The sequence below is a fragment of the Streptomyces sp. R44 genome, assembly GCF_041053105.1.
GTDB lineage: Bacteria > Actinomycetota > Actinomycetes > Streptomycetales > Streptomycetaceae > Streptomyces.
Map to the genome: position 1 here is coordinate 229,716 of NZ_CP163444.1, position 14,508 is coordinate 244,223.

General features: G+C 71.9%; 9 protein-coding genes and 1 pseudogene. 1 reads left to right on the forward strand and 9 read right to left on the reverse strand.

The genetic code is table 11. From position 1 onward, the window contains the following. Positions 1–39: 39 nt before the first annotated feature. The 3 genes from AB5J54_RS01195 to AB5J54_RS01205 form a co-directional block, all read right to left on the reverse strand. Positions 40–1,974: a helix-turn-helix domain-containing protein gene (locus tag AB5J54_RS01195; protein ID WP_369141967.1), complete on the reverse strand. Its 1,935-nt coding sequence runs from the start codon at positions 1,972–1,974 to the stop codon at positions 40–42. Positions 1,975–2,082: 108 nt separating this feature from the next. Next, the gene (locus tag AB5J54_RS01200; RefSeq protein ID WP_369141968.1) at positions 2,083–3,447 is read right to left on the reverse strand and encodes an MFS transporter; all 1,365 of its coding nucleotides are present in this window, start codon (positions 3,445–3,447) and stop codon (positions 2,083–2,085) included. A gap of 81 nt (positions 3,448–3,528) precedes the next feature. Continuing rightward, positions 3,529–4,323 (reverse strand): 3-hydroxybutyrate dehydrogenase, encoded by a 795-nt coding sequence (locus AB5J54_RS01205; protein WP_369141969.1) that lies wholly within the window; start codon positions 4,321–4,323, stop codon positions 3,529–3,531. Between the two features lie 215 nt (positions 4,324–4,538). On the opposite strand from AB5J54_RS01205, the gene AB5J54_RS01210 reads away from it, so the two are divergent. Beyond that, positions 4,539–5,285 carry an IclR family transcriptional regulator gene (locus AB5J54_RS01210; protein WP_369149183.1) on the forward strand — a complete coding sequence of 249 codons (747 nt, stop codon included), beginning with the start codon at positions 4,539–4,541 and terminating at the stop codon, positions 5,283–5,285. Positions 5,286–5,358: 73 nt separating this feature from the next. On the opposite strand, the gene AB5J54_RS01215 is transcribed toward AB5J54_RS01210, so the two are convergent. The 6 genes and pseudogenes from AB5J54_RS01215 to AB5J54_RS01240 form a co-directional block, all read right to left on the reverse strand. Further along, entirely contained in the window at positions 5,359–5,961 is a 603-nt protein-coding gene (locus AB5J54_RS01215) for a sarcosine oxidase subunit gamma (protein ID WP_369141970.1), read from the reverse strand. Then, positions 5,954–9,208 (reverse strand): sarcosine oxidase subunit delta family protein, encoded by a 3,255-nt coding sequence (locus AB5J54_RS01220; protein ID WP_369141971.1) that lies wholly within the window; start codon positions 9,206–9,208, stop codon positions 5,954–5,956. The genes AB5J54_RS01215 and AB5J54_RS01220 overlap by 8 nt, the downstream gene beginning before the upstream one ends. Before the next feature lie 11 nt (positions 9,209–9,219). After that, entirely contained in the window at positions 9,220–10,452 is a 1,233-nt protein-coding gene (locus tag AB5J54_RS01225; protein WP_369141972.1) for a sarcosine oxidase subunit beta family protein, read from the reverse strand. Further along, on the reverse strand, positions 10,449–11,732 hold the full coding sequence (glyA, locus tag AB5J54_RS01230; protein ID WP_369141973.1) for a serine hydroxymethyltransferase: 1,284 nt from the start codon (positions 11,730–11,732) through the stop codon (positions 10,449–10,451). The genes AB5J54_RS01225 and glyA overlap by 4 nt, the downstream gene beginning before the upstream one ends. Beyond that, positions 11,729–11,860 (reverse strand): annotated as a pseudogene (locus tag AB5J54_RS01235) (bifunctional methylenetetrahydrofolate dehydrogenase/methenyltetrahydrofolate cyclohydrolase); the annotation flags it as partial. The pseudogene AB5J54_RS01235 and the gene glyA, both read right to left, overlap by 4 nt. A gap of 21 nt (positions 11,861–11,881) precedes the next feature. After that, positions 11,882–14,320 carry an FAD-dependent oxidoreductase gene (locus AB5J54_RS01240; RefSeq protein ID WP_369141974.1) on the reverse strand — a complete coding sequence of 813 codons (2,439 nt, stop codon included), beginning with the start codon at positions 14,318–14,320 and terminating at the stop codon, positions 11,882–11,884. Positions 14,321–14,508 lie beyond the last annotated feature (188 nt).

Below are 14,508 nucleotides of genomic sequence, written 5' to 3' on the forward strand. Positions count from 1 at the left end.
GGCGGTGCCGCGCCATCGGGCCGGTCGCCTTCTGCCGGTTCAGCGCCTGCGCGTGGCGCGCGCGAGGTGGTGGAGGCGGAGGGCCAGGTGGATCTCCAGGGCGCTGGCCGGGGTGTTCCAGTCGGGGCCGAGGAGTTGGGCGACGCGGTCGAGGCGTTGGACGACCGTGTTGACGTGGACGTGGAGGGCGTCCTTGGCACGGGAGAGGCTGGCGCCTTGGTCGTAGTAGGCGTGCAGGGTCCGCAGGAGTTCGGTGCCGCGCTCGGAGTCGTAGGCCATGACCGGGCCGAGGACGCGCTCGACGTACGCGCCGACGTCGGCGCGGTCGCCGAGGAGGACGCCGACGAAGCCTAGGTCGGCGATGTCGGCGCCTTCTCCGGTGTGGTCGAGGGCGTGCAGCGCCGTGACACAGCGCAGGGCTTCGCCGTGGAGGGCGGCGAGGTGTTCGGGTCCGTGGCCCGGGCCGGCCGCGCCCACGGTGACGGGTGCCCCGAGGGCCCGGGTGAGGTCGGCGGCGAGTTCGCGGGCGAGTGCTCCGGGCCGGTCGCAGGGCGCGAGCAGGACGCTGTGTCCGTGGCGGGTGCCTGCCAGGCCGCCGAGGCCGCGCACGACGCGGGCGGCTTCGGCGGCGAGTCGGGGGCGCAGGGCCGGCTCGGTGTCGAGGACGGCGATGGCATGGGGGCGGGCGAGGTCGAGTCCGAGGCGCCGGGCGCGCAGGGTGAGGCTGCCGCCGTCCCAGTGCGTCGAGGTGGCGGGGTCGGCGAGGAGTTCGTCGAGGAGTTCGCCGCGTACCCGGTCCTCGGTCTCGGCGACGGACCGTCGGATCAGGAGGAGCATGGCGGTGACGAGTGCGGCGCGTTCGAGCAGACGCCGGTCCGCTTCGGGGAGGTCCGCGCGTCCGGTCAGGACGATGCGGCCCAGTGGTTCGGCGCCGGCGAGGACGGCGCAGGTCCAGACGCCGTGGGCGTGGACGGCGCGGCCTTCGCTGTGCGACGCGTCGAGGGTGACGGTGGTGGGCGACACCGGTGCGGTGCCGACCCGGGCGAGCTCGCTGCCGTCGGTGTCGTGGACGGCCACTCCCCCGCCGAGCAGGGCCGCGATCTCGGCCGCCACCTCGTCGGTGCCGGCGCCGCGCAGGACCAGCTTGGAGAGTCGGTCGTGGGCGTCGGATGCCTGGTGCAGGGCTTCGCCGTGGGCGCGGGCCGTGGCGTTGGCGGCTTCGAGCCGGGCGAGGGCGGTGCGGGTCTCCTCCATCCGCCGGGTGCTGTCGATGGCGACGGCGGCGTGGTCGGCGAGCGAGCCGAGGAGGGCGATGGCGTCGGGGGTGAACTCGCGCGGGGTGCGGTCCGCCGCGAAGAGGACGCCGATGATCTCCTCGCCCAGCCGCAACGGCACTCCGAGGATCCCTCGGAGTCCTTCCTCCGCCACACCGTCGTCGATGGTTCCGGTGTGCCGGTAGCGGCGGTCGGTGCGGTAGTCCGTGCTGGCGTAGGGGCGGGCGGTCTGCGCGACCAGGCCGCCCAGGCCTTCGCCCATGCCCAGGCGGAGCTGCTGGAAGGCCGCCGAGACGGAGCCCTCGGTGACGCGCATGAACGTGTCCTGCGCGACGGGGTCGTTGAGCGTCAGATAGGCGACGTCCGAGCCGAGCAGGGTTCGGGCCCGCCGGACGATGGCGCGCAGCACGGCGTCGAGGTCCCGCAGGCCTGCCAGGTCGCCCGCCGTGTCGAAGAGGGCCACGAGTTCCGTCTCCCGGCGCCGGTACTGGTCGAGCACCCGCCGCACCGACAGGGCGACCTCGGTGGTCTCCTCGATCCGTTCGACGTCCTCCGGGGCGGCCCCGGCGGCCCGTGAGCGCGCGGGGAGTGCCGCGAGCTCCTGTGCCGGAGCGTCCGCGGCGAGGAGGTCGAGCATGCGGCGCGCGGCCGTCTCGGCGGGTGACGGCTTTCGGGCGTCGGCTCGACGGCCGGCGGTCATGGGGCCTCCTCGCGGCCTCGGGGCGGCTGGTGCCGCGGTCGTGGGCCCGGTCCGCCGTCGTGACACGCGTCAGGACGGCGGACCGGGCGGCTCACGTGTGGGTCGGTGCTATGCCCGCTCGCCCGCGGGGACCGCGGGAGCGGCGGTGGGCTTCTCGTCCCGGCCGCGGGCGAGGTCGCGGCCGCGGGTCTCCCGGGTGACGGCCACGGTGAGGGTGGTGACCACGGCGGCGGCACACAGGTAGAGGGCGATCGGCGTGGAGGAGCCGTAGTCCTTGAGGAGTTCCACGGCGATGATCGGGGCGAGTGCGCCGGCGAGGATCGAGGCGAGCTGGGATCCCATGGATGCGCCGGAGTAGCGGACCTTGGTGTCGAACATCTCGGAGATGAACGCCGCCTGCGGCCCGTACATCGCGCCGTGAAGGAGCAGGCCCGCGGTGACGGCCAGGGTGATGACGGGGAAGGACTTGGAGTCGAGGAGGCCGAAGAAGGCGAACGCCCACACGGCCATGCCCGCGGATCCGATGAGGGTCACCGGGCGCCGGCCGATGCGGTCGGACAGTGCGCCCCACAGCGGGATGGTGACGAAGTGGACGGCCGAGCCGATGAGGACGGCGTTCAGGGCGGTGCTCTTCGGCAGTCCCAGGTGGGTGGTCACGTACACGAGGAGGAAGGAGGTCAGGATGTAGTACGAGATGTTCTCGCCGAACCGGGTGCCGATCGCGGACAGCACCTCGCGCCAGCTGCGCTTGAACACCTCGACGACCGGGGCCTCCTCCTTGGCGCCGGCCGCGGCGGCGGCCTCGGCCTTGGCCTGCGCCTCCAGGAAGACCGGGGACTCGGAGACCGAGACGCGGATCCACAGGCCGATCATGACGAGCAGGCCGGAGAGCAGGAAGGGGATGCGCCAGCCCCAGGACTGGAAGGCGGCGTCCGACTGGACGGCGGCGAGCAGCGAGAGGACGCCGGTGGCGAGCAGGTTGCCGCCGGGGGCGCCGGCCTGCGGCCAGGAGGCCCAGAAGCCGCGGTTCTTGTCGCCTCCGTGCTCGGAGACGATGAGGACGGCCCCGCCCCACTCGCCGCCGAGCGCGAAGCCCTGGACGAGGCGCAGCACGGTGAGCAGGACCGGCGCCCACACGCCGATCGTGTCGTACGTGGGGAGCAGGCCCATCGCGAAGGTGGCGCCGCCCATCATGAGGAGGCTGAGCACCAGGAGCTTCTTGCGGCCGATCTTGTCGCCGAAGTGGCCGAAGACGATGCCGCCGAGGGGGCGGGCGGCGAAGCCGATGGCGTACGTGATGAACGCGATCAGGGTGCCCACGAGCGGGTCGGCGCTGGGGAAGAACAGCGTGTTGAAGACGAGGGCGGCGGCCGACCCGTACAGGAAGAAGTCGTACCACTCGATGGTCGTGCCGATCAGACTCGCGGCGACGATGCGGCCGATGCCGCCTCTCGGCGTGGTGGTGTCAGACATGGGTTTCACCGGGTTTTCACAAGGGGGGACGGGACGGGGTGGTGCGGGTGGCGCGTGCAGGGGCCGCTGTCGGGCGGCTGTTCAGCCGGCGGTCCAGCCGCCGTCGAGCGGCAGGGAGGTTCCGGTGAGGTAGCCGGAGTGGGGGCCGCAGAGCCAGAGCACGGCGGCGGCCACCTCCTCGGACTCCAGGAGCCTCTTGACGGGCGAGCGGGCGAGCATGACGTTGCTGAGCACGTCGCCCTCGCTGATGCCGTGGGCGGCGGCCTGGTCCCTTACCTGGTTCTCGACGAGCGGGGTACGGACGTAGCCGGGGTTGACGCAGTTGCTGGTCACTCCGTGCGGGGCGCCTTCGATCGCGGCGACCTTGCTCAGCCCCTCCAGGGCGTGCTTGGCGGCGACGTAGGCGGCCTTGTAGGCGCTGGCGCGGAGCCCGTGGACGCTGGAGATGTTGACGATCCTGCCCCAGCCCTGCCCGTACATGTGCGGCAGCGTCCTGCGCATGAGCAGGAACGGGGCGGTGACCATCACCTTCTGGATGAGCTCGAAGCGGTCCGGGGGGAACTCCGTGAGCGGTGCGACGTGCTGGAGACCGGCGTTGTTGACGAGGATGTCGACCTCGGCCGGGAGGAGGTCGACGGCTCCCGGGTCGGCGAGGTCGGCCACCTGTGCACTGCCCCCGGCGATCTCCGCGACCGCCTTGGCCGCGTCGGCGTCCCGGTCGACCACGTGGACGGTGGCCCCCGCCTGTGCCAGGGCGAGCACACAGGCCCGGCCGATGCCGCTGCCGCCGCCCGTCACCATCGCCGTACGACCGCTGAGGTCGAGGCCGGCGACGGGAGACGGCAGAGGGCCCGGGGTGGGAAATGTGTTCGTCATGGCCGGAAACAGTAGGGAGAGCCCTTCGCCCGGCCCATGTATGCGACCACCACAGTGGAGAGCGGCTCAATGGCGTCGAACCCCATAGGCGTGAGCTGTCAGGGGGCGTGGGGCGCTCGGACGGAGGCGCCGACGGCCACGAGGATCTTGCATATAGTTGCGTCATGAGCAACCACTCGGCATATGGCGAAACGCAGGCTCCCGCAGTGAACGGGGTGCAGTCCGTCGACCGTGCCGTCAGCGTCCTGGAGATCCTCGCCCAGCGCGGTGAGGCGGGCGTCAGCGAGGTCGCCGCCGAGATCGACGTCCACAAGTCGACCGCGTTCCGCCTGCTCGGGGCGCTGGAGGCGCGCGGTCTGGTCGAGCAGGCGGCCGAGCGGGGCAAGTACCGGCTGGGTTTCGGGATCGTCCGCCTGGCAGGGGCGGTCACGGGCCGTCTCGACATCACCCAGCAGGGCCGGCCGGTGTGCCAGCGGCTCAGCCAGGAGATCGGCGAGACCGTCAACATCGCGGTCCTGCAGGAGCATTACGCGGTCAACCTCTACCAGGTACGTGGTCCGGGCGCGGTCGGCACGCACAACTGGGTCGGGCAGCTCACCCCGGTGCACGCGACGTCCAGCGGCAAGATCCTGCTCGCCCATCTGCCGACGAGGGAGCGCGCCGATGTGCTCGCGGCATCCAGGTTGCAGAAGCTGACGCCGCACACCCTGACCGCCAGGACCAAGCTGGAGAAGAACCTCGCCGAGGCGCGGGAGCGCGGGTACGCGGTGACGCTGGAGGAATTCGAGATCGGACTGCACGCCGTCGCGGCCCCGATCCGTTCCCACCACGGCGAGACCCTCGCCGCCCTCAGCGCCTCCGGCCCCGCGTACCGCTTCACCGAGGAGCGCATCCACGAGCTCGCACCCCTGCTGGTCCAGGGCGCCGAGGAGATCAGCCATCGGATGGGCTCCGTGGGCTGAGCCTCCCCCGGTCCCCATGGAGGCGTGCGCGAACTCCGGTGCGGCGGCGCAGAGCGCCGCCGCACGGAACCGTTCACCCGTATTCCACGGCCGCGTCGAGGAGCCAGTCCGTCAGGTAGCCGGCGAAGGAGGAGCGTACAAGCACCCAGAACCCTGCCCTGGGCTCGTCCCGGGCCACCAGGACGACCTGGGTGCGGGCCAGCGTCGTCTGGGCCGAGCGGCCTGGGCCGAAGGCGCGCGGGTGCAGATCCAACCGGCAGCCGTGGGACAGCAGGTCGCGGGCGCGCGGTCCGCCGACCAGGAGGGTGGTGCGCTGGGCGGAGACGTCGGTGACGGAGACGTGGTCCTCCCCGGCCGCCGAGCGGATTCGGCTCTCCAGGTCCCGCTGGGTGCCGGGCCGGCCCACCACCAGCCATTCGTCGGGGCCGAGCCACACCGCGCCCCGGTCCCCCACACGTACGACGGTGTCGGGTTCCAGGGGCAGTTGGAGTCCCAGGGCGAGTCCGACGGCGTCCGCCGCCGGACTCTTGGCGTCGAGGCGGACGTTCAGCTGGGCCAGGAAGGGGACCTCGGCCAGGCGGACCGCGCCCCCGGAGGAGCGTGTCGCGGCGGCCAGGCGGTCGGTGGCATGCGCCAGAGGGCTGCGCTGCCGTGCGGTCGGGGCGGTGTCAGCCATCGCGGCGGGCTCCCTCGGGGTCGTAGAGGACGGGGCTTGCGACGGTCACCGGCAGCAGCCGGTCGCCGACGGGGGCGTAGAGGCGTTCGCCGATGCGGTCCCGGCCGCCCTTGATCAGGGCGAGCGCGAAGGTCCGGCCGAGCGCCGCGCTGCGGTAGCTGGAGGTGACGTGCCCGAGCATCGGGACGGGCGGGGCGGGCAGTTCGCTGTCGGCGACCAGGTGGGTGCCCTCGGGGAGGAGGGCTGCCGGGTCCTCGGGGAGGAGGCCGACGAGGTGCTTGCGATCGGGGCGGAGGGTGTCGGCGCGGGCGTAGGAGCGCTTGCCGATGAAGTCGGGCTTCTTCTTGGACACCGCCCAGCTCATGCCGAGGTCCTGCGGGGTGACCGTGCCGTCGGTGTCCTGGCCGATGATCGGGTACCCCTTCTCCGCGCGCAGGACGTGCATGGTCTCCGTCCCGTACGGAGTGATGCCGTGCGGGGCGCCTGCCTCGTACAGCGCCTCCCACAGGGCGAGGGCCTCCCACGGTGACACGTTGATCTCATAGGCGAGTTCGCCGGAGAAGCTGATCCGGCACACCCTCGCCTCGATGCCCGCGACCGTCGTCTCCCGCCATGCCATGAACGGGAAGTCGTCATTGGCGACCGCCAGTCGGGGTGCGAGTGAGCCGAGCACTTCGCGAGAACGCGGGCCGACCAGGGCGACGGTGGCCCACTGCTCGGTGACGGAAGTGCAGTGGACGCGGAGTTCGGGCCACTCGGTCTGCAGCCACTCCTCCATCCAGTCCAGTACGGCGGCCGCGTTGCCCGTCGTGGTGGTGACCAGGAAGCGGTCCTGGGCGACGCGGATGACCGTGCCGTCGTCGAAGATCATGCCGTCCAGGCGGCTCATGACGCCGTAGCGGATCATGCCGACCTTCAGGGTGCTCATCATGTTGGTGTAGAGCCGGTCGAGGAAGACCGCGGCGTCCGGGCCCTGCACGTCGATCTTGCCGAGAGTGGAGGCGTCCATGAAGGCCACACCCTCGCGGGCGGCGCGGCACTCGCGCAGCACGGCCGCGTCCATGTCCTCGCCGTCCTGCGGGTAGTACCAGGGCCGCTTCCACTGGCCGACGTTCTCGAACAGGGCGCCGTGCGCGACATGCCACGCGTGGACGGCGGTCGTACGGATCGGGTCGGACAGCGCGCCGCGGTCGCGGCCGGCGAGGGTGGCGAAGGAGACGGGGGTGTAGGGCGGCCGGAACGTGGGCAGGCCGAGGGCCGAGACGTCCACGCCGAGGAGTTCGGCGACGATCCCGCTCGCCAGGACCCCGCCCGTCTTCCCCTGGTCGTTGGCGGTGCCGGCCGTGGTGTAGCGCTTGGTGTGCTCCACCGAGCGCAGGCCCGCCCCGGTCGCCCGCGCCAGGTCGTCGACCGTGACATCGCGTTGGAGGTCGACGAACCGGGGCGCTCCCGTGCAGGTGGGGACGGCGAACACCGCCATGGGCGGGGTGTACGGCTGGGCCGCGACGGCCGGGAGGGCCGGCGCCTCGGCCGTGTAGCCCTCCGCCTCGACCGCGCGGGCGCCGGCCGCCGCGCCCTGGACGAGGGTCGTGGCGAGATCGAAGGCCCCGTTCGCGCTGCCCGCGACGTCCACCGCCTGGCGGCAGCTGTCGGGCACGAACGTGCCGAGCACCTCGTCGTGGCGGAGCTTGCCGCCCGCCTGGCTGAACAGATGCCCGACCGGGTTCCAGCCGCCGGAGACCAGGAGCAGGTCGACGGCGAACTCACGTCGTCCCGCGGACTCCCCGTACGGGGCAACCGTCACGGCGGTGAGGCGGGCCCCGCCCTCCGTGTCCGTGACCGTGTGTCCGGCCAGCACCTCGATCCCGGCGGACCGGGCGCGCTCGGCCCACTCCCCCGGCTCGGACCGGGTGTCGACGATCGCCGCGATGCCCACTCCCGCCGCGGCCAGGTCGAGTGCGGCGGCGTAGGCGCTGTCGTTGGTGGTGAGCACGACCGCGTGTCGGCCGGGCAGAACGGCGTACCGGTGGAGGTACGTCCGCGCCGAGGCGGCCAGCATCACGCCGGGGCGGTCGTTGTCGCCGAACGCCAGCGAGCGCTCGTGGGCGCCGGTCGCGAGGACCACGCGCCGGGCGCGGATCCGCCAGACGCGCTCGCGGGAGACGTGCTCCGGGGCCTCGGCGCCGAGGTGGCTGGTGCGGCGCTCGACGGCGAGGAGGTGGTTGTCGTCGTAGTGGCCGAAGACGGTGGTGCGCCGAAGGATTCGGACCTCCGGGGCGGCTTCGAGCTGTGCGCGGGTCGACTCCACCCAGTCGAGGTGTTCGCCGGTGCCGAGCAGGCTGCCGCCGAGTTCCGGCTGGTCGTCGGCGAGGATGACGCGTGCGCCGCTCCGCGCGGCCGCCGCTGCGGCCGCGAGGCCGGCGGGGCCCGCGCCGACGACCAGCAGGTCGCAGTGGGCGTGTACGGCGTCGTAGCGGGCGGGGTCCGGTTCTCCGGCGAGGCGCCCCTGGCCCGGGAGGCTGCTCGCGACCAGGCCGTCGTAGAGCTCGACCGTCGTGGCGGGGAGCATGGGCTCGGGGAAGGGGGCCTCGATCTGGACGACCGCGTTGGGTTCCTCCGCACCGGCCGAGAAGATGCCGCGGGGGCGGCCCAGCTTGATGCTGGTGGCGGCCTGGACGACGCCGTTGGCGAGGAGGGCGGAGGCGAGGGTGTCGCCCCGGAACCCTTCGTACCGGATGCCGTCGAAGGTGAAGCTCAGGCGGTCGGTGCGGTCGATCCGCCCGCCTCCCGACAGACGGAATGCCTGACCGGGCACGCCCCACGCGGGAAACTCCCGCGTCGTCCTCGGCTGCGGGCCGGTGGTCGTGCAGCGCCCTTCGGGCTCGCTCGCGGCCATCCCCGGACGGGCTGGATTCACTGGGCGTGGCTCGGTGGTGGCCGGGCGTGGCTCGGTGGTGGCCGGGCGTGGCTCGGTGGTGGCCGGGCGTGGCTCCCCCGCTCGGTACACCGCCAGGACCTCGTTCGTCGCCGTGTCACGCACCGCGTTGAACCACTTGCGGCAGCCCGCCGCATGGCTCCACCGCTCGGCGAACGGACCCTTCGGGTTGTCGCGGAAGAACAGATACCGCGCCCACTCCTCGTCGGTGAGGGCGGCGGGATCCTCGGGGTGGGGCACGTGCGCCTGGCCGCCGTAGTGGAACTCGGCCTCGTCGCGGGGCCCGCACCACGGGCAGGGAATGAGCAGCATGGTTCGGCTCCCTAGTGGGCCACCGCGGCCGCGCCGTGCTCGTCGACGAGCGCGCCGGTGGTGAAACGGTCGAGCGAGAAGGGGGCGTTCAGGGGGTGGGGGGTGTCGTGGGCGATGGTGTGGGCGTAGACCCAGCCGAGGCCCGGGGTGGCCTTGAAACCGCCCGTGCCCCACCCGCAGTTGAGGTAGAGGTTGTCGACCGGGCTGAGGCCGACGATCGGCGAGGCGTCCGGGCTGACGTCGACGATGCCGCCCCAGGTGCGCAGCACGTGGGCGCGGGCGAAGACCGGGAAGAGTTCCAGGGCGGCGGACATCTGCTCTTCGATGATGTGGAAGGCGCCGCGCTGGGTGTAGGAGTTGTACGCGTCGATGCCGGCGCCCATCACCAGCTCGCCCTTGTGCGCCTGGCTGACGTACACGTGGACGGCGTTGGACATGACCACCGTGGGGTGGACCGGCTCCAGCAGTTCGGAGACCAATGCCTGCAACGGGTGGCTCTGGAGCGGGAGTTCGATGCCTGCCATGGCGGCGAGGACCGAGGTGTGGCCGGCCGAGCACAGGGCCACCTTGCCCGCGCCGATGGGACCGCGTGTGGTCTGGACGCCGACCACCCGGCCGCCGACCACGTCCAGGCCGGTGACCTCGCAGTTCTGGATGATGTCGATTCCGGCGGCGTCCGCGGAGCGGGCGAGGCCCCACGCCACGTAGTCGTGCTTGGCGATGCCGGCGCGCGGCTGGTAGGTGCCGCCGAGGACCGGGTAGCGCACGTCCGGGGAGATGTTGACGATCGGGCAGACTTCCTTGACCTGCTCGGCGTCCAGCCACTCGGCGTCGACGCCGTTGAGCCGGTTCGCCTCCACCCGGCGCACGCTGTCGCGGACGTCCTGCAGACTGTGGGCGAGGTTCAGCACGCCGCGCTGGGAGAAGAGGATCGGGTAGTCCAGCTCCTCCTCGAGGCCTTCCCACAGCTTGAGCGCGTGCTCGTAGATGCCGGCGCTCTCGTCCCACAGGTAGTTGGAGCGGATGATCGTGGTGTTGCGGGCCATGTTGCCGCCGCCCAGCCAGCCCTTCTCCAGGACCGCGACGTCGGTGATGCCGTGGTTCTTCGCCAGGTAGTGGGCGGTGGCCAGGCCGTGTCCGCCGCCGCCCACGATCACCACGCCGTACGAGCGCCTGGGCTCGGGATCGCGCCAGAGCCAGTCGGGGTGGTCGGGGAGGTCGGCGCCTGGGGTGCTGGTGCTCATCGGACGTCTCCGTCTTCCGAAAGGTGCGGGTAGAGCGGGTACTTGGCCGCGAGCGTCTCGGTACGGGCGCGCAGGGCGGCCACGTCCGGTTCGGGCTTGAGGGCCAGTGCGATCACGTCGGCGACTTCGGCGAAGTCCTCCTCGGTGAAGCCTCGGGTGGCCAGTGCCGGCGTTCCGATGCGCAGGCCGGAGGTGACCATGGGCGGGCGCGGGTCGAAGGGGACGGCGTTGCGGTTGACGGTGATGCCGATCGCGTGCAGGAGGTCCTCGGCCCGCCGTCCGACGAGTGCGGAGTCCCGCAGGTCGACGAGGACGAGGTGGACGTCCGTGCCGCCTGTCAGGACCTTCACTCCGGCTGCGGCCGCGTCGGGCCGGGTGAGGCGCTCGGCGAGGAGGCGGGCACCGGCCAGCGTGCGGGCCTGGCGTTCGGCGAACTCGGGCGACGCCGCCACCTTGAAGGAGACCGCCTTCGCGGCGATGACGTGCTCCAGCGGGCCGCCCTGCATCCCGGGGAACACCGCCGAGTTGATCTTCTTGGCGAGGTCGGCGTCATTGGTGAGCACGACTCCGCCGCGGGGGCCGCCCAGCGTCTTGTGCGTCGTGGTGGTGACCACGTGCGCGTGCGGGACGGGGCTGGGGTGCAGACCTGCGGCGACCAGGCCCGCGAAGTGCGCCATGTCGACCATGAGGAGGGCACCGACGTCGTCGGCGATACGCCGGAAGGCCGCGAAGTCCAGCTTCCTGGGGTACGCCGACCAGCCCGCGATGATCATCTTGGGGCGGTGTTCCTTGGCGAGTCGCTCGACCTCCTCCATGTCGACGAGGTGGTCCGTGGCGGAGACGTGATACGGCACGACGTCGAGCATCCTGCCGCTGTAGTTGCTGCGCATGCCGTGGGTGAGGTGGCCGCCGTGCGCGAGGTCGAGGCCGAGAATGGTGTCGCCGGGCTGGAGGAGGGCGAAGAAGACGGCGGTGTTCGCCTGTGCGCCCGAGTGCGGCTGGACGTTGGCGAAGCCCGCCCCGAAGAGGGACTTGACGCGCTCGATGGCCAGGCGTTCGGTGACGTCCACGTGTTCGCAGCCGCCGTAGTAGCGGCGGCCGGGGTAGCCCTCGGCGTACTTGTTGGTCGCGACCGACCCCTGGGCCTCCATCACGGCGGACGGCGCGAAGTTCTCGGAGGCGATCATCTCCAGGGTGGACTGCTGGCGGTGCAGCTCTGCGCGGAGGGCGGCGTGGACCTCGGGGTCCAGCTCCGCCAGGGGGGTGTTCAGCGCGTTCATACGGTGTTCGCGTTCCTCTCGGCGGCCTCGACGACATGGGCGAGCAGCATCGCTCGGGTCATGGGTTCCACTCCCCCGGGCATCGACGCGACCCGTCCGGCGACCTGGGCGGCGTCTGGATGCACGTCGGCGGTGCCTCTTCCTCGCGGTCAGCCACGGAGGCGGGACATGGTCGGGTCGAACAGCGGCTCCTCGGCGACGACCGCCTCGATGCGCCGGTCGAAGTAACCGATGTGCAGGGTGGTGCCGGGGGTGGCGAGTTCCGTCGGGAGCCAGGCGTACGCGATGCCCTTGCCGATCGTGTAGCCGTAGGCGGCGCTGGTGACGTAGCCGACCGCGCGGTCGCCGTCGTAGACCGGCTCCTTGCCCAGGACGACCGACTGCGGGTCGTCGATGGTGAGGCAGGTCAGCTTGCGCCGTACGTCCTCCTTGCGGCGCTCCAGGGCTGCCTTGCCGATGAAGTCGCCCTTGTCGAGCTTGACGGCGAAGCCGACGCCGGCCTCGTAGGGGTCGTGCTCGTAGGTCATGTCGGTGCCGAAGGAGCGGTAGCCCTTCTCCAGGCGGAGGCTGTTGAAGGCGCCACGACCGGCGATGACGCCGCCGAGCGGCCGGGCCGCCTGCCACAGGGTGTCCCACAGCTTCAGGCCCTGGTCGGCGGTGGTGTAGAGCTCCCAGCCGAGCTCACCGACGTACGACAGCCGCATCGCGGTGACGGGCACCGGGCCGATGTACGCGCGCTTGGCGCGGAAGTACTTCAGGCCGTCGCCCGAGAAGTCCTCGTCCGTCAGCGGCTGCAGGACCTTGCGGGCCAGGGGGCCCCACAGGCCGATGCAGCAGGTGCCGGCAGTGATGTCGCGGACCTGGACCGTACCGTCTGCGGGGAGGTGGCGGGTGAGCCAGTCGAGGTCCAGGTTGCCGTTGGCGCCGACCTGGAAGAGGTCACGGGCCAGCCGGGCGACGGTGATGTCACTGCGGATGCCGCCGTCGTGGTCCAGGAGCAGGGTGTAGGTCACCGAGCCGACCGACTTGGCGACCTTGCCGGTGGTCAGTCCCTCCAGGAAGTCGGCGGCACCCGGGCCGCTGACCTCGAGTCGCTTGAGGGCCGTCATGTCGTACATCGCGACGGTCTCACGGGTGGCCTGTGCCTCGGCGCCGACGATGGGCGACCAGAACCGCGCGGCCCAGTCGTTCGGGGTGGGAATGTTGCGGCCTTCGACCAGCCCCGCGTTGGCCTCGTACCACTGGGGGCGTTCCCAGCCGCTCGCCTCCAGGAAGAACGCGCCGTGCTCCTGCTGGCGGGTGTGGAAGGGGCTCGTGCGGATCGGGCGCGGGTCCCCCGACGGCTGGAGGGGGTGGAGGATGTCGTAGACCTCGACGAAGTTCCGGCAGTCGCGGGCCAGGACGTACTCCGGGGACAGCTGGTGCGGCTCGAAGCGGTTGACGTCGCACTCGTGCAGGTCGAAGGACGAGCAATAACCGTCGACGAGCCATTCGGCCATGGCGCGGCCCACGCCCGCGGAGTGGGTGACCCACACCGCCTCCGCCACCCAGAAGCCCTTGACGTCCCGGGACTCGCCGAGGAGCGGGAAGTTGTCGGTGGTGAAGGAGAACAGGCCGTTGATGCCCTCCTCGACCTTGGCCTCCGCCGTCGCGGGGAGCAGCGACCGGGTCTCGGTCCAGGCGTCCTCGAAATCCTCCTCGGTGAACTTGAGGACCGACGGCATGTGGTCGGCCTCGTCGAAGGAGAGGATGTCGTCGACCGGGACGGGCATCGGGCGGTGGCCGTAGGAGCCGATGCCGATGCCGTCGAAGCGGTCGCGGTAGTAGAGGTCGGCGTCCTGGTGGCGCAGGATCGGTCGTACCGCCTCCTCCGTCTGGCCCGCGAGCGCCGGGACCGGGCCGGTCCAGGCGAGCTGGTGGGCGAGCGGGGTCAGCGGGAGACTCATGCCGACCATGCGGGCGATCTTCGGCCCCCAGATGCCGGCGCAGCACACCACGATGTCGGCGGCGATCTCGCCCTGGTCGGTGAGGACACCGGTCACCCGGCCCTCGCTCTGCCGGATGTCGAGCACTTCGTGGCGGGCCAGGAAGGTGACGCCGCGTTCGGTGGCCCGCCGGATCTGCGCCTCTACGGCGAGGACGGCCTTGGCGATCCCGTCCGTCGGTATCAGGAGGCCGCCGAGGACCCTGTCCCGGTTCACCAGCGGATGCCGCTCGACGCATTCGTCGGCGCTCAGCATGCGGGCCTCGATGCCCCAGGCGGTGATCCAGCCGTGGCGGCGGTGCAGTTCCGCGAGGCGTTCGGGCGTGGTCGCCACTTCGAGGCCGCCGACCTGCAGGAAGCAGGGCTTGCCGTCGACGTCGAGGGAGCAGAACTTCTCGACGGTGTAGCGGGCCAGCTCGGTCATGGTCTTGGAGGAGTTCGTCTGGAAGACCAGGCCGGGAGCGTGTGACGTGGAGCCCCCGGTGGCGGGGAGCGGGCCCTGGTCGACCACGGTCACTTCGGTCCAGCCGCGCGCGGAGATCTCGTCCGCGAGCGCCGCTCCCACGACGCCCGCTCCGATGATCACCACTCGGGGTCCCGCCATCGCCGCACCTCCTGATTCAAAACCAGTCAAGTTGCTTGCTGCGCAACATGGTTCAGGTTGCGCAACTCAATGTGCCGGTCACGGGGAGGGGTGTCAAGGGGGCGGCGGCGCCGGCGAACTGCCCGGAACGCGGCAATGCCCGGAGGGCGGCGCACACAGGTGCACACCGCCCGCCGGGCATCTCGGGA

Coding starts and splice junctions, on each gene's coding strand:
- AB5J54_RS01225 (WP_369141972.1), bottom strand. CDS start 10,452: ATGAGCACCAGCACCCCAGGCGCCGACCTCCCCGACCACCCCGACTGG.
- AB5J54_RS01205 (WP_369141969.1), bottom strand. CDS start 4,323: ATGACGAACACATTTCCCACCCCGGGCCCTCTGCCGTCTCCCGTCGCC.
- glyA (WP_369141973.1), bottom strand. CDS start 11,732: ATGAACGCGCTGAACACCCCCCTGGCGGAGCTGGACCCCGAGGTCCAC.
- AB5J54_RS01200 (WP_369141968.1), bottom strand. CDS start 3,447: ATGTCTGACACCACCACGCCGAGAGGCGGCATCGGCCGCATCGTCGCC.
- AB5J54_RS01195 (WP_369141967.1), bottom strand. CDS start 1,974: ATGACCGCCGGCCGTCGAGCCGACGCCCGAAAGCCGTCACCCGCCGAG.
- AB5J54_RS01240 (WP_369141974.1), bottom strand. CDS start 14,320: ATGGCGGGACCCCGAGTGGTGATCATCGGAGCGGGCGTCGTGGGAGCG.
- AB5J54_RS01215 (WP_369141970.1), bottom strand. CDS start 5,961: ATGGCTGACACCGCCCCGACCGCACGGCAGCGCAGCCCTCTGGCGCAT.
- AB5J54_RS01220 (WP_369141971.1), bottom strand. CDS start 9,208: ATGCTGCTCATTCCCTGCCCGTGGTGCGGGCCCCGCGACGAGGCCGAG.